A 20,611-nucleotide genomic window follows, 5' to 3' on the forward strand; every position below is an offset into this window, starting at 1 on the left:
CCTGAGAAGGCTTCCGGCTCACCCGCGGCGTCCTGATCGGTCGCACCGATGACGCTGTCACTGACGGCCCCGCAGGGGCGGAAGAGTTGGCTACTCGGTCTCTCTCGTCGGCTCCACGGCGGAGGTGATCGGCTCGATGCCGTTCTGCCGGAGCTGGAACGAGTAGTCCGCGCTCATGCTTGATGAACCCGACGAGGGAGGCGATCCCACCCGTTCCGAACACCACACTGAGGATCTGTGATGTGTCCATTGGGGACCTCCTTCAAAACGTATGCGCCCGACGCCGATGCTCTGTCAGATTGTGTGTATGTCGGACGCGTTGCATGGACTGATTGGGGCCCTCGGTGGGGCTGCGCTGGGGGCGATGGGCGCCTACTTGGGCCCGCTGCGCCAACAGCGTGAGGCGGCGCTCCAGGCGGCGGTCGCGCGCATGTATGCCGAGAGGCACGAGAAGATCCAACGGCTGGTCGAGGTGCGCTCGGCGCTGCGCGAATGGAACATCTTGCTTAATAGAACGTTCAATGAGTTGCAGGACTCCAGGCGCAACGTCGACATGGACCGGTTCAGGCAAGATGAGCTAAATGCCATGAACGCCGGCTGGAAAGCCCTGGATGCGGTCATGCATGACTGGGTGGGTCTGCGCGCCGAGGTAAGCAGCGGCCATCCTCTGGCCGACGGAACATTCCGGCCACCGGTCCTGACTGAGGCGCTGACAGAGTACGGACTGCGAATCAGTCAGGCTGCCCAGGACGGTCCGGGGATGTCGCATGAGACCTTTGAAGAGCTGACGGCGCTCAGCGACCGCGCCTGGAGCGCGCGGGGCCATTTGAGCGAAGCCATCGAGAGGCGCTTGGAGGCGTACATGAGCGAAGGAGCGCCGCGGAGGCGCAACATTCTTAGGTAATCGTGCCGACGGGCCTTGACCCTTCGCACGTGACACGGGGCCGCCCTCACCTACGATCCGGTCCGTGATCACCGGCCGCTCCCACGGCCTGCCCCTCCACCTCGATCTGGCCGCCTCCCGCTTCCTGGAGATCCGCCGCACCCGCGAGCCGCAGCCCGCCGACTTCGATCACACCTTCCCCGCGCTCCTGGCCCGCGCCCTGTCCGACCTCACCGCCGACGAACGGCACGTCCTGCGCTCGGTATCGCTCCTGGACGCCTTCGACCTCGATCTCGCCACCCGCGCCGCGGGCCTCCCCCACCAAACGCCCGCACGGCGCCTGACGGAGCGGCCCATCGTCACCGAGAACCCCTACGCGCTGTGGCCCTACCACCTGCACGGCGCGATCCGCTCCGCCCTCACCGAAGCAGATGACCACACCGAGGACCGCTGGACACCCGCCGACTGGCAGCAGGCCGCCGACCGCGCCCTGGCCGCCCTCGGCGACCAATGGGCCACCAACACGTCCCTCACCCCCAGCCGCATGTTCCTGGTGGCCTGCCTGCGCCAAGGGCTACGCCTGGCCTGCGCCCACCGCCTGACCGGCCTGGGCTGGCTCATCGACGCCGCCTTCGCCTACACCGACGACTCCGTCTGGGAACCCCTCGCCCCGCCCACACCGGCGGACCCCACGCCGGACACCCCCGCCGACGCCGTGGCCGAACTCCTCACGGCCATCGCCCGCCGCCAGCGCGAGCACCGCCAGCGCACCGTCGACCGTCTCACCGCCGTCCTGGACACCGGCCTGCTGCCCGCCGAACTGAACGAGATGGCCCTCTACTACCGGGCCAAGGCCCACAAGGACCTCAGCCACAACGACGCCGCCCGCACCGGGATGCAGCAGGTCGCCGACGCCGGCGGCCGCCTCGCACCCAAGGCCCGCCGCGGGCTTGCCAACCTGGCCCGCCTCGCAGGCGACTTCCCCACCGCCCTGGCCGCCGTCCCCACCCTGGGCTGGAAAGGCCGCCACCACCGCGTCCTGGGCGACATCCACTGGTCCCACGCCCACACCGCCCAGGCCGTCACCGCCTTCGAAGCCGGCCGCGCCGAAGCCGAACAGCACGGTGCCGCGGGCGAGCGCGCCATGATGCAGGTCCGCCTCGCCCTGGCCCTCTCCTTCGCCCACCCTCTCCGGGCCGACGACGAACTTGCCCTCGCCCACCAGTACCTCGACGGCCTCGACCAGCGCTCCAACACCCTCCTCGCCCAGGTCGTCACCCTGCTCAAGGACGCCGGGACCAGCGGCGTCACCGACCGCGCCCACAGCCTGAACACCGACATCGAAGCCGCCGGACTCCCCTTCCTCCACCGCTTCGTGGAACTCGCCCGCGCCTTCCACCACGCCGTCCGCAACGACAGCCAGCAGCTGGCCGCCACCGTCGAACAACTCCGCGCGCTCACCGTCGGCGGCGACTTCGCCTACTTCACCGACATCGCCCACTTCATGGCCGACCTGCCCCTGCCACACCCCTCCACCACCCGCTGGATCACCAGCGAAGACGACGTCCGCTCCGCATGGCGCCACCTCGTCCAGGCCCGACAGGAACTGCTCGCCGGAAACTGAGCGCCTGGGAACAAACCCGTGTCTCCGAGCACCAGGTGATCATCACCAGGACCTGCTATCGGGACCTGGCCGCCCCCGCCTGCGCGCGATGGTGAGTGCGGCTCTTCCTGGGTGTCATCTGAAGCGACGGGAGTTGTCACGCCTGCCCCCGCACGGACCACACGCTGATTCGAAAGGCCCGTGGTGATGGGGCGGCCGTGATGACCGGGGCGCCCCTACAGGCGATACTGGGTGCCATGGCCGCTCCCCATACGTTTCCGGTGCCGAACGCATTCGAGGTGCTGTGCACGCAGTACGCCAAGCGCCTGCCCGCCCGGCTGGAGGACCTGGCCGGCCCCGCTCACGGCACCGTCGATCTGCCGCTGCATGTCGTCTGGTCGGGCCGCCGCTCCTACACCCTGGACCAGCCCCGCTCCCGGATGAGCCTGTACCGCACCGTCCTGGCCGAGGGCCAGCACCAGGACCTCATCGACTTCCTGCACCGGGACCTGCTGATCGCCCAGTGGCCCGTGCTGCGCACCCTGATCAGCCGCCCGGTCCGCCACGCGTGGGAAACCGCGTACCCCGAGCTGGCCACCGCCACGGCCACGGCGGCCGCGTGAACCTGAGCACCCTGCACCGCCGGCTCCTGGCCGACGTCCTGGCCATCGGCACGCCCTACCCCCTGGTCATCACCGGGGGCTATGCCGTCCAGGCCCACGGCCTGGTCGACCGCCTCAGCCAGGACCTGGACGTGGCCACCGAAAACCCCGCCCCCATGGACGAGATCGCCGACGCCGTCAGCGACGGCCTGCTCCAGCGCGGCTGGCGGGTCCGACGGGTCGAGACCAGCCCGCTCTCCGGCCGGCTCATCGCCGCCGACCCCGCCACGGACGAGGAGTGCGAGATCGACATCCTCAAGGAAGCCTTCTGGTCCCCGCCCACCGTGACCGAGCACGGGCCGGTCCTCGCTCTCGATGACGTGATCGGAACCAAGGTCCGCGCACTGGCCGACCGCGGTGCGGTCCGCGACCTCATCGACGTCCACGCCGCCTCCCGACACCGCACCACCACCGACCTGGAGATGCTCGGCGCCGAGTGGTGGGACGACGACGACTTCGCCGCGTACGGCCTGGACCCCGGCCAGGTGGCCGCTCTGCGCACGTGGGCCCTGTCTTGGGCAGGGGACCTCGCGACCCGGCTCCACGCCGAGGAAGACCCCCCCGGCGGCATCTGAACGTGGGCAACGTGGGCCGCACGTCTCACAAGACAAGGGGTCCGTACACGCTGTGCGTGTACGGACCCCTTGATCGAGCGCCGGGCAGGCCTTGCACCTGCATTTCCCCGCAGGAAGCGGGGCGTCTTTCCTTGGACCACCAACGCAACGCCGGTTCCCCTGTGTTGGGGCGACCAGTTCAAGATCTACTGTATCCCACGGCGGGCTGGGGTACAGCCACCGAGTGGTGCTTGGATGTGCGGCCCGAAGGGGCGGGAGCCAGCGCCAGGGCGGCCCGCGTACGGAAGCGTTTGAGGTAGTAGGCCATGGCACTGCCTCGTCCGCTCGCGTTGCCGGCGGCGGTTGCCTTCTCCCAGCAGACAGCGACCGCTTCCTTGAAGAACACCTGCGCCGAGGCGCCCTCGTGCTCGTCAGCGGTGACTTGTACCAGCAGCCGCTCGGGGTCAGCTCCGCGTCCCGGGACTGGGAGATGGTCGGTGCCGCAGCCGTTGCGGTTGGGCAGGTCCTCAGCCGGCCTGGTCTCGGTGGTGCCCGGGCGGTCGGCCAGGGAGGCTGCGAGGATCACCAGTTGCTCGACGAAATGCGTTCCCGGCAGCGGGAGCTCGAGGTCGGGGTTGCGGTGGTATCCGGCGCTCACGGAGGCGGCGACGAATTCGATGACGGCCTGGGCCGCTTGCGTGTGGGTACGCGGGACGGTGCGGCTGAGCCGGCTCAGGACCCGCAGGAGCGTGGACAGACTGGTGTCCGCCGTCATCACCTGGCGGGCCGGGGCTTGTGCACCGGTGTCGGCGGCATCGTCTTGCTGGGGGGCGTGAAAGCTGGCCTGGTCCTGCCACAGCGCGGCGGCGTGGGTGTCGCCGTGGGCGAGGTGCTGCAGGTAGAGGCAGTAGGAGGCGGGGGCGTCGCCGGCACCGGCGGCGTACTGCCACCAGAAACGGGCGCCGTCCTTGGCGTCAGCGAGCTGCAGGGCGCAGCCCAGGATCCAGGCCGCCTGTGGTTGGGGGACTTGGTCGGTGAGGAAGTCGGCGAGCTGTTCGATGGTGCAGTGGGTGACGACCGCCTCGCACAGAGCGGTGAGGTTGTGTGCGGCGCGGTCGTCGGCCGGCTGGGAACCCTCACCGTCCCGCAGCAGGAAGTCCTCGGTGAGTCCGGCGTAGCCGAGGTCGTCGTAGCCGACGACGTCGGAGGGGACGTGGGGGTGGGGCAGGAGCAGTGACTGGGCGAGGAGGGCGTCGACGGTGCTCATGGCGGGGTGATCACTCCTGGGTTTCGGGATCGGGACGCAGTTCGTGCAGGGCCCCTCGGGCGTGGTGGTCCAGGGTGTGGGTGATGGCCGGCGGCAGGCCCACGATGCCTGGCACGGCGTCGGCGGGGATGCCGCACAGGTAGCGCAGGATGGTGACGTCCATCTGGTCCGGCGGCAGACGGGTGATGGTGTCGAAGAACTGGGCCTGGACGTCGATGCGGTGCAGGCGCTCGGCGAGGTCGGGGATGTCGGCCTGCACCACCGTGGAGAAGGCGGCCGCCCGCAGATCGGGGCGGCCATCGGGCCGCTTGGCGGCACAGGCCAGGACCCGCGAGCGCAGCAGAAGCCAGGCGTGGCGGGTCGTGTCGGGGGTGAGGGTGGCTGTGTCCCAGGTGAGCCAGAGGATGTCGTAGGTTTCCACGACGACCTGGCGGGCGCGCTGTTCGGACTGCAGGAAGGCGCGTGTGTAGGCGGTGTAGGGCTGCCACATGGCCTGAGTGAGACCGAGATGGGCGACGGGCTGGTCCTCCCCGGTTGGCGGCTGGACAGCGCGGATCCGGTTCTTGATCCAGTCCTTGTCCTTGTCGGCCTCCTCGGCGGCGGCTGCCCACAGTCGCAGCGCCGGGCTGACGGGGAGGTCCAGAGCGCGTATGACGCTGTAGGTGATCTCCCAGCCGGGGTAGTAGCCCTTGCCGCGCAGCAGTTCAGAGAGCCGGGTCTTGGAGTAGCCCGAGCGGCTGACAAGGCCTTCGAGGGTCAGGCCGCTGGCCACGAGCCGGTTACGGACCGGCTCCAGCCACGTGCGGTGCACCTCGCCCGCCGTCTCGGCGATCGGCCCCGGCGGGCGTCCGAGGCGACTGGGAGGATCTCCTCCGGACTGGTTGGGTACCTGAGGCGGCTTCACCGTGACGCCCCCTCAACTCCGGTTGCTCCGGCAGGAGAACCGGCTGCCGGTGTGGCGCTCTGCCGTGCGCTCGGGCCGCTGAGCGCGGAGATGATCTGCTGGATGAGGAGCCCCAGCGAGGGCAACAGCGCGGCCACTGCCGCGAGTTGCCCCAGCACGGTCATCACCGTGCTCCACACAAGGACCGCGGCCAACGCGGTCACGGCCAGCACCTGCTTGCTTTTCATCGCACCTTCCCTAAAGGGGTCAGGGGTCTGGAAAGGGCTCCTCCGGGGCGGTGCTCAAGCGCCCCGGAGGAGCTGGACGACAGCATGGTGCGCCGGATACACGCCACTCAACGTGATCATGGGATTACGGAACAATGGCCTCGCGGCCCCCACCCGGTTACCGCTCCCTGAACTAGCAGCAACAGCAACAAATGGTGGCCGAATGAACGCTTTCGGAGGCGAAAACGTACTTCTCGTTGCGGTGCCGGGGCGATGGCGCACCATGGAAGACGACGCCTCCCCGGGCGTTGCACCTTCCGGTCCGGAAGGCCAGGCGGCCTCCTTGTGCTCAAGAACAACCGAAGGGGACCGCCCCGCTTCCGTCCAGCCGCCCACGCACTGGGCGGAAGCGGCCGCCCTCAAAGGCGACAGGCATCCAGTAGGACACGCGCAGGAGTGGCCGACGAGTACGGGAGGCACCCGCTGGCGGCAACGGCGGGACGACGGCCGCCATCTGCGCCCGTAGCCAGCGCTTTTGCCCCGGGCACCGGACGAGCGGCACACGGCGTCTCGCCGGTCGGCATCGAGCTGCTGCCCGAAGCCATCGACATTCGACGCGGGCAGCGCCTCCCGAACTGCCCGAGAAACGCTGCTCCTCGTGATCGACAGAGCCACAGGAGAGCTCAGCAACGTGTCCTTGCCGCGTGCGGGGGCCTCCCCAGCCCTTGACTCACCCGGTACACCCGAGCGGGATTTCCGCCAGGTCCTCCCAGGTGATGGTCTTGGCCGCGCTGTCAGCGGTGACGTCAACCAGGTGCACGCTGCTCACGTGTAGTACTGCGTGGCCAGGCCGTACGCGCCGCAGGTACCGCTGAACCTCGTCGGAGTCTGCGTCGTCGCGTGACGGTAGCGTCGGATATTGGATGTCTCGGAATGCCCTGAGTTTTGGCACAGTTCGTCCCTTCATTCATCCGTGCTTGCCGAGAGTGGGCAGTCCACCCGAGATCGTTCGGACACTGCGTCCGCGCCGGGAGGATCGTTTGGCCAGCAGCAGTTGGCGGGCCATCGTGCTCCACTGCGCGGCGGCGTCTTGGTTCCCTGCGGCTCTCTGCTCGCGGCCGGCCGCGAGCATGGCTGCTCGCGTCTTCCCATACAGCGGGGCCGCAATCGAGGACATGATGCCGCTGATCCGGACCGCGCCCTCCGAACCTCGCTGGCAGAGGACCAGCCGGCGGTCTGTGCCCTCCTGTGTCAGGCACACGGCGTACAGACCGGCGCGGCTGCTGCCGAGCGAGATCTTCCCGAGCTGGATAAGGGGTTCTGGGTCGGACGGCAGCAGGACTTCCTCGGGGTGAGCGCCGCGTGCGGGAGCCAGTGAGACGAGGTCGACGCACTCGCCGTCTCGGCGGACCCACATGCGGAGCGTGGGCCAGGAGAGACCCTGGTCAAGCGCGGGACGGCTGGGCGTCGTGTTCATGCGCTGTCCTTCCGAAGCCCAGCGAAGAACTCTGCGTCGGCGGGTGATGATCGAGAAGTTCCGGGCCTCAAGGCCATCAGGCCAGCGGGCGGACCATGGTGGCGTAGATCGGGGCGTCGGGGAACGGCTGCTGGCCGCCGATGTCGCGATACCCCCAGGACTCGTACAGGGCCTTGACCTTGGGGTGCTCGGGGTCGACGAGGAGCGTGACGCGCTCTTCGGCACGGCCCTGGAGGAGTTCCTCGTGGATGCGCTGGGCCAGACCAGTTCCGCGCCACGGAGTGCGGACCATCAGCTCGAACAGTGCGAGGGTGCGCTCGCCGGTCTCCCGGACCTCCTCGTCGGGGAGCGGCTCGAGCATGTTGACCCACCAGCCGGTCTTCTCGGGCAGCGCGGAGGCGTAGGCGTACCCGGCCGCCTCACCGCCGTCGTACGCGACGACGGCCTCCCAGCTGGGGCGGGAGGCGTGACCAGCAAGGCGCTCGACGAACCGCTCGACGGAGAAGAAGGCGTCCCTCTCGATGTCCGCGGCGTACACCTCGGCGTACAGGGCGACGAGGGTGGGGCGGATCTGGTCGAGCTGGTCGATGCCGTAGCGGTGCAGCTTGATGGTGCCGGTCTCGGTCACGTGGTCTCCGATTCGGGGTCAGGCCGTGCGGGCGAGGGTGTTCCAGGTGCGGGTGATCTGCGCGCCGGGGGCGCGCTGGTTGAGGTTGGCGGTGAAGCCGCCGAGCAGGTGGGAGACGCGGCCGACGCCGGCCCGGGCTCGGGCAGGACGCGCTCGGCGGTCGCGCACGCCATCTCCAGCTCACCTTGCTGGAGTTGGGAGAGCGCGGTCTGCGCGGTGTAGTAAGCGCGGTTGCGGTGCTGCTCGGGACGCAGGGCCGCGAGACAGCGGTGGGAGTGGTACTCGGCCTGCTCGCCCTGGCCGAGGCGGTAGTGGGTGATGCCGGTCAGACCGTGGAGTTCGCCGAGGGTGTAGAAGTCCATGGACGCCGGGCGGGCCAGCGCGAGGTCGGCGCGCTCGAAGGCGTCAGCGGCCCGGCCGATGGCGCGCTGGGAACGCAGCCGGTCGCCCGCGGACGCGGCGGACAGGGCCAGGCGGGCGTGGCTGAGCGAGGCGTACAGCGGATCGGTGCGGTGGGCGCGGGTGTTCATCGCGGCCTCGGCCGCGGCGATCGAGTCGGCGTACCGGCCGCGCTGGTCGGCGAGCACGGCCGCGTAGCGCCAGATCTGGTGCTGGACCTGGCCGTCGCCGGAGAGCCCGGCGAGGTGGATCGCCTCGTTCAGGTGCGTCTGGGCGTCGGTGAAGCGGCGGGAGTCGACGGCGGCCCACATGGCGGTCGCGGTGAAAGCGGCGGCGAGTGCGTACAGGCGGGAGCGGGTCTTCTGGGTGGCGCTGCCGTTCTGCTGCAGGCCGCGGGTTCTGTCCACCAGGGCGACGGCGCGGGCCTCCAGTTCGGCGCTGCCGCCAGCCGTGTCGTCCATGAGCCACAGTTCGACGAGTTCGCTGCGCAGGTTCATCACATCGGTGGTGCCGACGGTGGGCCGGGCGACTGCGGAGGAGGCGGCGACGGCGAGGACCGTGCCGGTGGTGGCGGTGACAAAGCGGCGGCGGAGCACATTGGCCTCCTGTGGTGCGGGGCCGGCCGTGCTCCGTTGAGGGCGGACGAACCCTAAGTCGGTGGGACTGCGGCCGGTCACCTGCTCCAGGACGACGAGGAACTTGGTCTGCGGCCAGCGGTTCTCTCCGGACAGCCACCGGAACACGGTCCGCTCGGTGAGCTTGCCTCGCCGGCCGGTCAGTAACTCCAGGGCGTCGTTGAGTTCCTCGGCCAGCTCGGGCGGCTTCATCTCCTGATCGGCCATCCAAGCTGCGAGTTCCTGGTTCGGGATCGCCGCCATGTCCTCACGGTAGGGCCGCCGCACTCCGCGCCGAAAGTCAAGGAATGGCAAACTCGTCAGTTTGGCGGTGATCAGGTAGAGGCGGGTTCGTCATGTCCAACTGCCCGCGCAGTGCGGTTACTTGAAGCACACGCACCGTGACCCACATCTCATGCTCCGACGCTCCCTACGAGGGAGGCCCCCCATGGCCCCACGGTTCAAGGTCGGCGACCGGGTACGTGACAACGACTCCTCCCGGATCGCCTTCATCGAGCAGCTCCCCGACTCCGCCCGCTTCAAGCGCCTCCTGCTCCGGGCGGCGCACGGCGACGAGGTCTGGCCCGGCCGCCTGTCCGCTCTGGATCCGGCGCCCGTGGACCGGTCGTCGGAGGTGCCGCAATGATCACTCGACGCCATCGCTCGGGGCTCGGCCGTCACCCACGACCCGCGACGGCAGGAGTTCCGATCGCCGAGCACCATGCATCTGCCGACCGAGACCACCGACCGGCTGGAGGGGCAATGATCCCCGTCATGACGACCGACGCGCTGCAGAGCTTCTGCTCCGCGCAGATACGGCAGGCGGCGGGCGCGCTGTGGCCGGGGGCGAGCGCCGTGCTCGGCGCGCACGCGCCGAGCGTCACCGGCTACGTACTGCAGGTCGAGGTGGACGGACGTCCCTTGTTCGCCAAGCACAGTCTCCTGGGGATCTCACTCGTCTCCGTGATGCGCGGCTCCTCGGGCACCTGGGACCAGGTGCAAGCGGAGCAGACTGCCTACGCCAGTTCGCCGGCATCGCTGCTGGTGCGCGAAGCTGCCCAGCTCCAGGCTCTGGCCGCGGGCGGACTCGCCGTCCCGCGAGCCGTCGGATGTGCGGGCGGGGTGCTGTTCACCGAGGCGGTGCACGGCCCGACGTTGGCCGACCTGGTCTTCAAGTCCCCGGAGAAGACGGGCGAGTTACTCGGCCGGACGCTCGGCGCCCTTGAGGTGCTGCAGCGTCCGGTCGTGGCCGAGGAGGCGGACCGTTCCGCGATCACCGAGCGCGGCATCGATGCGACCTTCCGCCGCAAGTTCAACGGCATCTCGGGGCGCACCTACCTCGACCAGCTCGGCGAGGCCCGGCTTGAGGAACCCATGCGCCGCGGCGTGGCGATCGTGCTCCGCCAGGTCATCGCCCGGCTGCTGAAACTCCGCCTTGCCCCGCCGCTCGGCGCGGCTCAGGTGTTGTACGGCGACCTCAAGCCCGAGCACGTGATCTTTCCCGACGGCCCGGACGAACTGCCCGTGTTCATCGACCCGGGCCTGCAGCGCGGCCCTGGACACGCAGATGCCGCCAAGCTCGTCTCCCGCACCGTCCTCTCCCTGATCGCCATGCCCCCGCCCGGCGGACCGGCCGCGGCCCTGGACGGCATCGACGGCTTCGTCCGCGAGCAGCTGCGGCCGATGGGCCGTACGGTGCGCGGCCTGTATCTGCGGCGGCTGCTGGTCACATGGCTGATGGATACCACCAACATCACCACCACCTACCTGTCCGCCCCGGCCGGTTTGCCGCTGCCCGAGCACGCCGGCGCGGTCGTCGAGCAGATCGAAGCCGTCTCCACCCTCCTGGACCGGGTGAGCGCCCTGCTGGTCGCGGACACCGATGCCTCGGCGGCCTGGCGGCTCGCTCTCGCGCAGGCCGCGAAGGCGGCAACGCGGTGACCGGGTTCACGGTCGGCGTGATCGGCGCGGGCGCGGTCGGGCAGAGCGTGGCCGCGCTCCTGGTCCAGGAACGCTGGTGCGCCCGCCTGATGATCGCCTCCCGTACCCAGGAGTCGGCGACCGGACTCGTCACCGATCTGGAGGACATGCGGGAGATCACCCGGTCCCTCGTACGAGCGGAGATCACCCCGGTCGCCGGGATGCGCACTGCCGACGCGATCGTCGTGTGCCCGCGTGCGACGTTCACGAACACGGCCACCAGCGACATCCGGATGGCCGGCCTCGCCGCGAACGCCCCGCTGATCCGCTCCCTGGCCGAGCAGCTGTCCGGCTACCGCGGACAGGTCATCGTGGTCACCAACCCGGTCGACGTCCTGACCCGCGTCTTCGCGACCACCGTCGGCACCGCCGCCCGGGTCTACGGCATCGGCTCCAGTACCGACTCGGCCCGCTACCGCCTCGCCCTCGCCACCCACTTCAGCGTCCCGGTGGACGCCGTGCGGGGCCTCGTGATCGGCGAGCACGGCGACCGGGCGGTCATCTGCGCCTCGACCACCACGGTCAACGGCCGCCCGGCCAAGGTGCCGCTGGAGTACGTCCGCGCCCAGATGTCCGCCCGGCCGCGCCAGATCAACGCCGGGATCGGCCGCACCCGCTGTGGCCCCGCCGGCGCGGTCCTCGGCGCACTGCGCAGGACGCTCGGCCTGGCCGACGGCACCGAGGTGCTCTCCGTCAACCACCGCGGGGTGTGGCTCGGAATCCCGTTGCAGTTCACCGCAGGCCGCCCCACCGTGACCCTGCCCGCTCTCAACCCCGACGAACAGCGGCAGTTCACCGCCGCCCAGATCAAGCTCGCCACCGCCTACCAGCAGACACTTCAAGGAGAGAACGCGTGCTGAGCGCCACCCGAATCCACGCCGACCAGGCCGCCGTCACGGTCGTCAGCGACACCACGGAGATCACCGACTGGGCCCTGCGCTACTTCGGCGGCTGGTGGAACGCAACCAAGGCCGAGGTCCCGATGCCGAACACCGGCAGCATCGCCGAGGGCGGCGCCCTGCTCTTGGCCGACGTCGACAGCAGCCGCCTGGCCGACATCGAGACCATGGTCGGCGACTACGACCACGACGAAGTCGACTACGCGAACGCCCACACCCTGGTCGCCCGGCACGAGGACGGTGCCATCTACGCGACCCAGCCCGCAGAACGCCTCGCCTACCACTACGACCCGGCCGCCAGCCGCCTCGTCATCGTCGGCGTGCACGCCGAGCTGGTCGCGGTCGCCGCCTCCCGCCTGGCCCGCGAACTCATCCGCGGCCAGCTGCTGGGCGCCGGGTTCCACATCCTGCACGCCTCCTGCGTCGTCCGCGACGGCCGCGCACTCCTGACCTTCGGCCCCAAGGGAGCGGGCAAGACCACCAGCGCCCTCCTGCTGGCCCGTTCCGGTTTCGAACTCCTCGCCAACGACCGGGTGTTCATCCGCCCCGAGGACAAGGGGCTGCGGATCCTGCCTTGGCCGTCGGCCGCCGCGATCGGCTTCGGCCTGCTGGACTCGACCGGCCTGTACGAGCCGCTGCGCGCCCGCGTCCTGATCGGCGAGCAGATGCATCCCACCCAGGACCAACGCGTCACTGACGCCCTGCACGCCGGCAGCACGACACCGATCTGGAACGCCAAGGGCAAAGAACTCAAGCCCCAGTTCTTCCCCGACCAGCTCTCCTCGATCCTGCGCATGACGCTCGCCACCCAAGCCCACGCCACCGCGCTGCTCTTCCCCCAAGTGGACAAGGACGCCGAACCCCAGGCGGCCCCCGCGCCGCGTGCCCTGGGAGAGGAGGACTTCTTCACCGGCAAGACCGAGGACCGCTATCCGGACATCTTCCGACTCGCCCCCGACAAGCCGGCCCCGGTCACCGACCTGGCCGACCGGCTCGCCCTGCTGCCGCGCCGTGCCCTCGTCCTCAACCACGACAGCAACACCTCCGCTGAGCTCCTGGCCAAGACCGCCGAGGAACTCCTCTCCGCATAGCGCAGGTACCACGGTCGGACCCTTCCCCCAAGGGTCCGGCCGGTCCACCGTGGAACACCGTCGAAGGGAACTGACCGTGACGATCGCACGAGAAGCCCCAACAACGCCCCTCGTTCCCAGCCGCCTTGAGCTGGAGATCACCAACCGCTGTCAGCTCACGTATCCCACGCTCTGCTTTGTCAAGGCGGGCCCGACCCAGGGGCACGGCACCATGGCGGTCAAGGACTGGAAGCGGGTTATCAGCGAGGCCGCCGAGCTCGGCGTCAAGAAGATCCAGCTGATCGGCGGGGAAGCTACACTCCACCCGGGCTTCGTCGAGATCGTGGAACACGCCCTCGACGAAGAACTCAAGGTGGAGGTGTTCTCCAACCTGTACCGCGTCCGCCGCGACCACTGGACCCTCTTCGAGCGGCCCGGCGTCTCCCTGGCCACGTCCTACCACGCCGACACCGACGAGGGGCACGACGAAGTAACGGGGCGCGAGGGCTCCCATGCCGCGACCCGCGCGAACATCATCGAGGCGCTGCGGCGCGGCATCCGCATCCGGGTCGCGATCGTGGACGTCCTCGACGGCCAGCGCGTCGAAGAGGCCCGCGCGGAGCTGTAGGCGCTCGGCGTCACGCAGGTGCATGTCGACCGGGTGCGAGCCGTCGACAACGCGGTCAAGGGCGAGAGTCTGCCGTCCACGTCCGAGCTGTGCGGCCGGTGCGCCACCGGTACGGCCGCCGTCCTCGCGGACGGCACCGTGACGCCCTGCGTGATCGGGCGGTTCCTGCCCGGCGGGCAGGTCCAAGACGCCACACTGGAGCGGGTGTTCACCTCGCCGCAGTGGCAGCAGATCGCCGCGAGCATCCCGGCCGCCCACGCGGACCCGTGTGGCCCTGACTGCGGGCCCAACGACGACAGTCAGGGCGGTGGCGGAACGTGTGGCCCCGCGGACGACGGGGTCTTCCCGGGCGCGGCGCACTGAAAGGTAGGGATCTCCCTGATGGACTGGGAAGCAGCAGCGCGCCGGCTGGCCACCAAGACCGTGGTGCGGGCCGAGTCGCGCTGGTACCAGCCGCTGGCCACCACACCGAGGCACGTCTTCGTGCCCCGGTGGTGGACCAGGGCCACCACCGGCGGCGAGGCGGTGTGGGAGCTGCGCGACGGCGCGAGCGACCCCGACGCGTGGCAGCGGGACGTCTACGCCGACTCCACGCTCGTCACCCGCGTCGGTCCCCACCACGCCGACCACGCCCAGGCGGGCCAGCCCCTCACCCGGAGCCGAGAAGGGCGGTCCACGTTGTCCTCCACGCTGCCCTCCCTGGTGCTGATGATGTACCGGGCCGCGTTCATCACCGACACCTCCCGGCTCCTGGTGACCTGCGGGAGCGGCTACGGCACCGCTCTGGCCTGCGCTCGTCTCCGCGCCGAGCAGGTCACCAGCGCGGACGTCGATCCGTATCTCGTACAGGCCGCACGCAAGCGGCTGGCCGAGGCCGGCCACCATCCGCGCGTCGAAGTCTGCGATCTGACCGGCGCCCTGCCCGAGGGCACCTACGACCGGATCATCTCCACCGTCTCCGTGCCCACGGTGCCCGTCTCCTGGGCCCGCGCCACGGCCACCGGGCTACTCATGAAGCCGTTCACGTTCCAGCAGGGCAAGGACACATGGCAGGCTGGCACGGCGCCGTCCCTCGTCCACGCCTACGCCCCCGTGGATCTCGGAAGCAGCCCAGGGCTCGCCGATCTAGTGCGGGGTGTCCGCGTCGCGACCAAGGGCGACCCGCTCACGCACATCGGGGACGAGTGGTTCCACATCACGCTCTACCGGCGAGCGCCAAGCCTGCCGCGGAGGTCACCGCAGCCGAACGGAACGCCCTGAGCGCCGAACTGACGCGGCAGATGGAGACAGTCGCTCCCTTTGTTGGGACTCTTTGATTTTCCCCACCCCTTGCCCGGTACTTCCCCCGGACCTGCTCACCTTGGACCCCCACTCCGAGGTGAGCGAACCGTCTGGGTGCGGTCGGCAGTGCGTCGTGATGGATCGTCCAGGAATGCCTTGGCCGGAGACGCCGGACCTATCGGAAGGCAGCGATGTGGCGCTGGGCCCAGTCGGCGAAGGTGCGGGGCGCGCGGCCGAGGAGCCGCTCGACGTCGGGGCTGATGCGCTGCTCGGCGGGGGTGGGCTCACCCAGGATGGTCAGCGTGGTCTCGACCACGGGCTCGGGCATGAACCGCAGCATCTGCGCGTGGGCCTCGTCACGGGTCTGCTCGATGAACCGGACGGGTTCGCCGAGTGCGTCGGCAATTGCTGCGGCCCGCTGGCGGGGCGTGCTGAGGGCGGGCCCGGTCAGCTCGTATATCTGTCCGGCGTGGCCGTCCTCGCGCAGGGCTGTGGCGGCGACCTCGGCGATGTCGTCCGGGTCGATGGTCGGCAGGCCGATGTCGGCGAACGGCGCGGCGGCGGTCCTTCGGGCGCGGACCGACTCGGCCCAGGCGTACGCGTTGGAGTTGAAGCCTCCGGGCCGCAGGATCGTCCAGTCCATGTCCGACTGCTGGACGGCGTCCTCGATGGACCGTCCCAGGTCCCCGTGAGAGGCCGACTGCGGGCGGGTCGCGACTCCCTGGGAGGACAGCAGGACGACCCGTCCGACGCCGCCGGCCTTGGCGACGTCGAGGATGTCCTGTGGGCTGAGCAGGTGCGCGCTGGGGCCGCCGCTTTGCAGGAACAGCGCGTCGGCTCGGTCGAAAACGGGCCGAAGGCTCTCAGGATCGACCAGGTCGGCCCGCGTGTACTGAACACCCTTCGGTACGTCCGCGTCCGAGATCCCCCGGGATGTCGCGGTTACCTGCGCACCGGCTGCCGCGAGGGCCTGCACGAGCGATCGGCCGACGTTACCGGTCGCCCCGGTCACTACGAACATGAACAACTCCCGTGTCAATTCAGCATGGTTGTCGCCGCCCGAGCGGGCGGGACCGCCGCGGAGAGCTGCTCTCCGGGCGACACGGGGACGCTAACACCGTCGGTATAGTAGGTACCTATAGGAAAGTGACTATCCCGAGGGGTGTGTATGGCTGGCGACGCTGACTGGGTGGCAGCCGCTGCGACCGAGCCGGAACTCGCCTGTCCGACCAGTGCGGTCGTGGACATCGTGTTCAGCCGGTGGACCACGCCGATCCTGTGGACTCTCCACACGCATGGTCGGCAACGGTTCGTCGAGCTGGAACGACGGATCGGCACAATCACACCAAAGGTACTGACCCAGCGGCTGCGGCAGCTGGAACGCGACGGCATGGTCGTGCGTACGTACCACCCGGAGGTCCCCCCTCGGGTCGAGTACGAGATCAGCGAGCTGGGCCGCAGCCTGGCCCCACTCTTCGCGCACCTCGCCGAATGGGCTGCCGGCAACCTGGACAAGGTCGAGCAGGCCCGGCACGACTACGACACCGTTCCACCCCGGTAGCGCGTCAGCGAGAGGGCTCGGTCCTTGTCGGAACTTCCGCTACCTGGTTGATCCCGCAAGCAAGTGGGGCGAAGAGCCGGACTGGCGATTTTCACGGAGCCCCGACACCCACCATCACCGTCGGCAGCACCCTCGCATACGGCACCGGCATCATTTTCGATTTCGGGCCTGACGAGCCGCTGAATGAGGTGCGAACCGCTGCCGCACAAGCCTTCGAGGTTGCGCTCGGCTCCGAAGCCACCTCGTATGAGACCGGCGTATTGCACCTGACTGAGTCGTACGCCACCGCCGAAGTCGATCTCAACCACTACCACCAGATCCACCGACGCGTACGCCGAGTCCGCCCCAGCCACGCGCCGCTCCACATCGACACCGTCGCGCTGGTCGACGTGGTGGCCAACGACGCTGAGAAGACCATCACCTGGGAAACCTGGGAGACGATCCCGCTGGGTGGCACCACAACATAAGGGCCAAGATCGTGAGACAAGATGCCGTGGTCCACGAATGAGACACAGGGAGAACCAGCAGGTCACCATCGCGGAACAGGACACTCCAATTGCGGTCCTACAGCAGGGTGTTCGCGCCGCGACCAAGGACGACCCGCTCACGCACGTCGGGGACGAGTGGTTCCACATCACGCTCTACCAGCTGAGCGCCAAGCCTGCCGCCGAGGTCACCGCAGCCGAACGGAAGGCCCTGGCCGCCGAACTGACGCGGCAGATGGAGACAGTCGCCCCCTTCACCATCACCGTCGGCAGCGCCCTCGCATACGGCACCGGCATCATTTTCGATCTCGGGCCTGACGAGCCGCTGAACGAGCTGCGAACCGCCGCTACGCAAGCCTTCGAGGCCGTGCTCGGCCCCGAAGCCACCTCGTACGAGACCGGCGTATTGCACCTGACTGAGTCGTACGCCACCGCCGAAGTCGATCTCAACCACTACCACCAGATCCACCGACGCGTACGCCGAGTCCGCCCCAGCCATGCGCGCTCCGCATCGACACCACCGCGCTCGTCGACGTGGTGGCCAACGACGCTGAAAAGACCATCACCTGGGAGACGGTCCCGCTGGGTGGCACCACAACATAAGGGCCAAGATCGTGAGACAAGATGCCGTGGCCCACGAATGAGACACAGTGAGAACCAGCAGGTCACGAGCCCCTTAACGCACTCCACTCCACGGTACGTGCCGCAATCCAGGCGGTGCGCGGACCTCACGCGACGGGCTACCCCACCAAGGTCCCGCACCTCACCCTCGGGTACGCGGCCGAGGAGTGCGATTCCGACCAGGTGCAGAGAAAGCTACGCAACGAAGTGCGCTCTGGACATGCCCCGATGCGGGTGGACGCCGTTCACCTCGTGGACGTCACCGCCGACGCCAAGGCCAAGACGATCACATGGGACCACGTTGCGACGATCCCGCTCGGCGCGGGCGGCTGAGGACTACCTCTCAGGTGGCGGGGCGGTTGCGGACCGGCCGGGCGGCGACGTCGGCCGCGTACGCAGCCCAGTCCCCGCCGCTGGCCTGCTGCCACTGCACGGCCACCGAACGGTGGATGCCCAGCATGCGCGCCAGGATCGCCGCCGGCACCTGAGCGGCCAGGGTGAACAAGGCGGTGGCTCGGTCCTGGCGCGGATTGACGTCCAAAGCCCGCAGCCGGATGACGAGTTGGTCACTGCTGAGCGGCTGCCCGGGGAGCCGCCCGGGGAAGAGCCAGGTCCCTGGCGCATGCACCAGCGTGTGACCGCGCCGACTGGCGATCAGTTCCTCTACCAGGGCATCGAGGGGCGCGGGCAGCACGATCGGCCGGTCCCCGAGCAGAATCTTCGGCGTGTCCCCCTCGCGCTGCACATGGTCGACGGTGAGGTGGCGAATGGTGTTGACGTGCTGCGCGTAGAGCAGCAGGAGCAGGCCGGCGACGCGGTCGGCGGTCGGCGCGGCGTCTTCGTGCAGGAGACGGCGCGCGACGTCCCACCGCCGGTCCTCATCGTGGGGGCCGCTCGGGCCCGCCCAGCGCGTGGCGGGAGCCGTGAGGTTGTGGGCGTGGCGGTGAGTAACGGCCCAGCGCACGAAGTGCGCCGTCCGCTGAGGGTAGGTGGCACGGTGGGCCATGAAATCGTCGACGTCGCTCTGGGTGCACGCGACCAGCCGCGTGCCGCGGCCGGCGAGATCGTCAAGGAACTGGACGGCGGCGTTGACGTGGATGCGCACGTTCTGGTCCTGGTCGACTGTCAGCTGTTGTCCGCGCACCCGCTGTCGCAGTCGGCGTAGGTGGTGCCATATGGCGTAGCCGTGCAGGACCCGCCGGTCTTCGAGATCCGTGCGCGTGGCCAGCTTCTCGTTGATCCAGCGTTCCAGGTTGGTGGGACGTTGATCGCGGGCCGAGAGCGCGCCGGTGGCCATCAGGAGCCCGCGCAGGTAGCTCAGGGTCTTGTCCTCCGGCAGCTCGTCGAGCAGCTCGTGGGTCACCGGGCGCGGGTCCTTGCCCAGGGCCGTCAGCAGCGCGCGGACGTTCAGCTTGGCCATCCAGACGCTGGCGTGATCGGGGCGTTCCACCGCCACCAATGCGCGTCGGAACGGCTCGAGTTCCTCGGCGATGCAGCTTCGGCGCGAGCTTGCTGTCCGACGATATCGAGCCGCCGGTACCGGGCCCCTCTGCCATGCGCCGCGCAGCCAGGCGCCTGGTGGAGTTCCTCAGCACCTACAGCACCGTCGCACGACGGGAAGCCGCCGTGCCCGAGGTGGAACCCGGGCCCCTCCTGCTTGAGGCGCAGAGGTTCCAGATCGTGACTTCCGGCAGCCTCGTGCCGCTGCCCTGCCCGCACCAGCACGCGGACGCGGTACGCGCCGTCCGCATCGACGCGACGGCCCGCAGGCCACCATCGAATGCGAGCAGGGGCACGCCTCGGAGTTCTGGCAGCTGGCCCCCGCCCACGTCCGGATGGCTGCCGCCCGGGCGACGGGGACCCGCCCCTCGCTCCAGGGCACGCATCGTGTCGAGCAACTGTTGATCGTTGCAGCGGACGCACCGCGCGAGAGCGACCCGCACCGACTCAACGTGTACCTGCGAGCGGCAGGCACACCGTTCGTCGGCCGCGACGACATCGTCGAGCACCTGCGCGACCTCGGGCAATGAGACACCAGGGTCGTGCAGCTGGTGCTCCGTAAACGGCTGACGATGCAGCCACAGAGCCCGTGACGACTGGCCTCGCGATTCGAACACATGCTCTACTGGCGGCATGGTGCACAACAACTACTCCCCCGACCTCGTACAGACTCAACGTGACTGGACCCGCACCTGCCAGGCCCTCGCCCACGCCCGCGCCGGCCACAACACCGCCCTGCGACGGCGGCTCCTCGGCCTCTCCCGCCGCCTCGTCCAAGACGTGCCGCGGGCCGAGCAGGCCGCCCTGCGGCGACGCGCCCAGGAGCCGTCATGACCCGCCGCTCGTGGGGCATCACCGACCGCCAGCGGTCGGTTCTGGCTTGCATCCGTGACCGCATCCTGGAGACTGGCGAGGCTCCCACCGTGCGGGAGATCGGGGCCGCGGTCGGCCTGTCCAGCCCCTCCAGCGTTCACTACCAGCTGCGTCGCCTGGAGCAGGCCGGCGCCCTCGTGCGCGCTGACAGCGGCAGCTGGAGGAATTACCGGCTCGCGCGATGAGCGAGATCCGCCGTATCGAGGTGCTCCGCTTCCTGGAACGGGTCCAGGAGCGGGATCTGGCGCGCACCCGTAGGTGGATCGCGGATGAGGAACGGCGAGAGGCAGAACGGGTCCGGGGCCGGCAGGCCCGGCCTCCAACTCCGGACTGGCTGATCGAGCTGGGCATCGGCCAGGGCAAGTCCCCGGTGTGTGTGCACGTCGGCGGCTGCCACATGGCCGGCAAACGGAGCCGCGGTATCGGCCTGGCCCAAGCGCGCCAGGCGCTCAACGAGGGCGTCGCCGCCTGTATCCACTGCCGGCCCGACACCGAGCTCGGCGTACTGGACTGAGG

The 20,611-nt window shown here is 69.6% G+C and carries 26 protein-coding genes and 1 pseudogene; 18 read left to right on the top strand and 9 right to left on the bottom strand.

Translation table 11 applies throughout. The annotated features are described in order from the left end of the window. Nucleotides 1–307 precede the first annotated feature (307 nt). The 4 genes from ACOBQB_RS09825 to ACOBQB_RS09840 all read left to right on the top strand — a co-directional run bounded on the left by ACOBQB_RS09825 (nucleotide 308) and on the right by ACOBQB_RS09840 (nucleotide 3,723). Entirely contained in the window at nucleotides 308–904 is a 597-nt protein-coding gene (locus tag ACOBQB_RS09825) for a hypothetical protein (protein WP_423590657.1), read from the top strand. A 64-nt stretch (nucleotides 905–968) separates the two neighbouring features. Then, on the top strand, nucleotides 969–2,507 hold the full coding sequence (locus ACOBQB_RS09830) for a hypothetical protein (protein WP_423590659.1): 1,539 nt from the start codon (nucleotides 969–971) through the stop codon (nucleotides 2,505–2,507). A 236-nt stretch (nucleotides 2,508–2,743) separates the two neighbouring features. After that, nucleotides 2,744–3,109 (top strand): hypothetical protein, encoded by a 366-nt coding sequence (locus tag ACOBQB_RS09835; protein WP_423590661.1) that lies wholly within the window; start codon nucleotides 2,744–2,746, stop codon nucleotides 3,107–3,109. Then, nucleotides 3,106–3,723, top strand: coding sequence for a nucleotidyl transferase AbiEii/AbiGii toxin family protein (locus ACOBQB_RS09840; RefSeq protein ID WP_423590662.1), 618 nt, complete (start codon nucleotides 3,106–3,108; stop codon nucleotides 3,721–3,723). The genes ACOBQB_RS09835 and ACOBQB_RS09840 overlap by 4 nt, the downstream gene beginning before the upstream one ends. Nucleotides 3,724–3,901: 178 nt before the next feature. Here the strand turns inward: ACOBQB_RS09840 and ACOBQB_RS09845 are convergent, their stop codons facing one another. The 6 genes from ACOBQB_RS09845 to ACOBQB_RS09870 form a co-directional block, all read right to left on the bottom strand. Further along, nucleotides 3,902–4,969, bottom strand: coding sequence for a hypothetical protein (locus ACOBQB_RS09845; RefSeq protein ID WP_423590664.1), 1,068 nt, complete (start codon nucleotides 4,967–4,969; stop codon nucleotides 3,902–3,904). Between the two features lie 10 nt (nucleotides 4,970–4,979). Continuing rightward, the gene (locus ACOBQB_RS09850) at nucleotides 4,980–5,780 is read right to left on the bottom strand and encodes an XRE family transcriptional regulator (RefSeq protein WP_423590666.1); all 801 of its coding nucleotides are present in this window, start codon (nucleotides 5,778–5,780) and stop codon (nucleotides 4,980–4,982) included. An 89-nt stretch (nucleotides 5,781–5,869) separates the two neighbouring features. Next, on the bottom strand, nucleotides 5,870–6,100 hold the full coding sequence (locus ACOBQB_RS09855; protein ID WP_423590667.1) for a hypothetical protein: 231 nt from the start codon (nucleotides 6,098–6,100) through the stop codon (nucleotides 5,870–5,872). Nucleotides 6,101–7,046: 946 nt separating this feature from the next. After that, a complete protein-coding gene (locus ACOBQB_RS09860) occupies nucleotides 7,047–7,556 on the bottom strand; it encodes a hypothetical protein (RefSeq protein ID WP_423590669.1) in 510 nt (169 codons plus the stop codon). A gap of 76 nt (nucleotides 7,557–7,632) precedes the next feature. Then, on the bottom strand, nucleotides 7,633–8,184 hold the full coding sequence (locus ACOBQB_RS09865; protein WP_423590671.1) for a GNAT family N-acetyltransferase: 552 nt from the start codon (nucleotides 8,182–8,184) through the stop codon (nucleotides 7,633–7,635). Then, nucleotides 8,181–9,461 (bottom strand): Tat pathway signal protein, encoded by a 1,281-nt coding sequence (locus ACOBQB_RS09870; RefSeq protein ID WP_423590673.1) that lies wholly within the window; start codon nucleotides 9,459–9,461, stop codon nucleotides 8,181–8,183. Before ACOBQB_RS09870 ends, ACOBQB_RS09865 begins: the two co-directional genes overlap by 4 nt. A gap of 184 nt (nucleotides 9,462–9,645) precedes the next feature. Here ACOBQB_RS09870 and ACOBQB_RS09875 point away from each other — a divergent pair, with 184 nt between their 5' ends. From ACOBQB_RS09875 to ACOBQB_RS09905, 7 genes are all read left to right on the top strand, one after another. Next, nucleotides 9,646–9,843, top strand: a complete 198-nt coding sequence (locus ACOBQB_RS09875; protein ID WP_423590675.1) for a hypothetical protein — start codon at nucleotides 9,646–9,648, stop codon at nucleotides 9,841–9,843. A 128-nt stretch (nucleotides 9,844–9,971) separates the two neighbouring features. Further along, nucleotides 9,972–11,138: a phosphotransferase gene (locus tag ACOBQB_RS09880; protein WP_423590677.1), complete on the top strand. Its 1,167-nt coding sequence runs from the start codon at nucleotides 9,972–9,974 to the stop codon at nucleotides 11,136–11,138. After that, the gene (locus tag ACOBQB_RS09885; protein ID WP_423590679.1) at nucleotides 11,135–12,037 is read left to right on the top strand and encodes a lactate/malate family dehydrogenase; all 903 of its coding nucleotides are present in this window, start codon (nucleotides 11,135–11,137) and stop codon (nucleotides 12,035–12,037) included. The genes ACOBQB_RS09880 and ACOBQB_RS09885 overlap by 4 nt, the downstream gene beginning before the upstream one ends. Then, on the top strand, nucleotides 12,031–13,167 hold the full coding sequence (locus ACOBQB_RS09890) for a hypothetical protein (protein ID WP_423590681.1): 1,137 nt from the start codon (nucleotides 12,031–12,033) through the stop codon (nucleotides 13,165–13,167). Before ACOBQB_RS09885 ends, ACOBQB_RS09890 begins: the two co-directional genes overlap by 7 nt. A gap of 76 nt (nucleotides 13,168–13,243) precedes the next feature. After that, nucleotides 13,244–13,774 carry a radical SAM protein gene (locus ACOBQB_RS09895; protein WP_423590683.1) on the top strand — a complete coding sequence of 177 codons (531 nt, stop codon included), beginning with the start codon at nucleotides 13,244–13,246 and terminating at the stop codon, nucleotides 13,772–13,774. Nucleotides 13,775–13,792: 18 nt separating this feature from the next. Further along, nucleotides 13,793–14,137, top strand: a complete 345-nt coding sequence (locus tag ACOBQB_RS09900) for an SPASM domain-containing protein (protein WP_423590684.1) — start codon at nucleotides 13,793–13,795, stop codon at nucleotides 14,135–14,137. 18 nt (nucleotides 14,138–14,155) lie between these two features. Beyond that, nucleotides 14,156–15,034: a protein-L-isoaspartate O-methyltransferase family protein gene (locus tag ACOBQB_RS09905; protein ID WP_423590685.1), complete on the top strand. Its 879-nt coding sequence runs from the start codon at nucleotides 14,156–14,158 to the stop codon at nucleotides 15,032–15,034. 196 nt (nucleotides 15,035–15,230) lie between these two features. Here ACOBQB_RS09905 and ACOBQB_RS09910 read toward each other — a convergent pair whose 3' ends face one another. Further along, on the bottom strand, nucleotides 15,231–16,076 hold the full coding sequence (locus tag ACOBQB_RS09910; RefSeq protein ID WP_423590687.1) for an NAD(P)H-binding protein: 846 nt from the start codon (nucleotides 16,074–16,076) through the stop codon (nucleotides 15,231–15,233). A gap of 147 nt (nucleotides 16,077–16,223) precedes the next feature. Between ACOBQB_RS09910 and ACOBQB_RS09915 the strand changes: the two genes are divergently transcribed. Together ACOBQB_RS09915 and ACOBQB_RS09920 are read left to right on the top strand one after the other, a co-directional pair. Further along, nucleotides 16,224–16,616: a winged helix-turn-helix transcriptional regulator gene (locus tag ACOBQB_RS09915; protein WP_423590689.1), complete on the top strand. Its 393-nt coding sequence runs from the start codon at nucleotides 16,224–16,226 to the stop codon at nucleotides 16,614–16,616. A 47-nt stretch (nucleotides 16,617–16,663) separates the two neighbouring features. After that, complete coding sequence (locus tag ACOBQB_RS09920; RefSeq protein WP_423590691.1) at nucleotides 16,664–17,083, top strand: hypothetical protein; 420 nt, start codon at nucleotides 16,664–16,666, stop codon at nucleotides 17,081–17,083. Nucleotides 17,084–17,180: 97 nt separating this feature from the next. On the opposite strand, the gene ACOBQB_RS09925 is transcribed toward ACOBQB_RS09920, so the two are convergent. Then, entirely contained in the window at nucleotides 17,181–17,600 is a 420-nt protein-coding gene (locus ACOBQB_RS09925) for a hypothetical protein (protein WP_423590693.1), read from the bottom strand. Between the two features lie 170 nt (nucleotides 17,601–17,770). Between ACOBQB_RS09925 and ACOBQB_RS09930 the strand changes: the two are divergent. Beyond that, nucleotides 17,771–18,055: pseudogene (locus ACOBQB_RS09930) on the top strand (2'-5' RNA ligase family protein); the annotation flags it as partial. Between the two features lie 10 nt (nucleotides 18,056–18,065). Here ACOBQB_RS09930 and ACOBQB_RS09935 read toward each other — a convergent pair. After that, nucleotides 18,066–19,142 (bottom strand): hypothetical protein, encoded by a 1,077-nt coding sequence (locus tag ACOBQB_RS09935; protein ID WP_423590695.1) that lies wholly within the window; start codon nucleotides 19,140–19,142, stop codon nucleotides 18,066–18,068. A 481-nt stretch (nucleotides 19,143–19,623) separates the two neighbouring features. On the opposite strand from ACOBQB_RS09935, the gene ACOBQB_RS09940 reads away from it, so the two are divergent. The 4 genes from ACOBQB_RS09940 to ACOBQB_RS09955 all read left to right on the top strand — a co-directional run bounded on the left by ACOBQB_RS09940 (nucleotide 19,624) and on the right by ACOBQB_RS09955 (nucleotide 20,609). Further along, on the top strand, nucleotides 19,624–19,752 hold the full coding sequence (locus ACOBQB_RS09940) for a hypothetical protein (protein WP_423590697.1): 129 nt from the start codon (nucleotides 19,624–19,626) through the stop codon (nucleotides 19,750–19,752). 103 nt (nucleotides 19,753–19,855) lie between these two features. Further along, nucleotides 19,856–20,056 carry a hypothetical protein gene (locus ACOBQB_RS09945; protein WP_423590698.1) on the top strand — a complete coding sequence of 67 codons (201 nt, stop codon included), beginning with the start codon at nucleotides 19,856–19,858 and terminating at the stop codon, nucleotides 20,054–20,056. Further along, nucleotides 20,053–20,280: a LexA family protein gene (locus ACOBQB_RS09950; protein WP_423590700.1), complete on the top strand. Its 228-nt coding sequence runs from the start codon at nucleotides 20,053–20,055 to the stop codon at nucleotides 20,278–20,280. The genes ACOBQB_RS09945 and ACOBQB_RS09950 overlap by 4 nt, the downstream gene beginning before the upstream one ends. Continuing rightward, entirely contained in the window at nucleotides 20,277–20,609 is a 333-nt protein-coding gene (locus ACOBQB_RS09955; protein WP_423590702.1) for a DUF6233 domain-containing protein, read from the top strand. Before ACOBQB_RS09950 ends, ACOBQB_RS09955 begins: the two co-directional genes overlap by 4 nt. Nucleotides 20,610–20,611 lie beyond the last annotated feature (2 nt).

Origin of the sequence: Streptomyces sp. G5(2025) (assembly GCF_049542075.1) — a bacterium.
Lineage (GTDB): Bacteria > Actinomycetota > Actinomycetes > Streptomycetales > Streptomycetaceae > Streptomyces.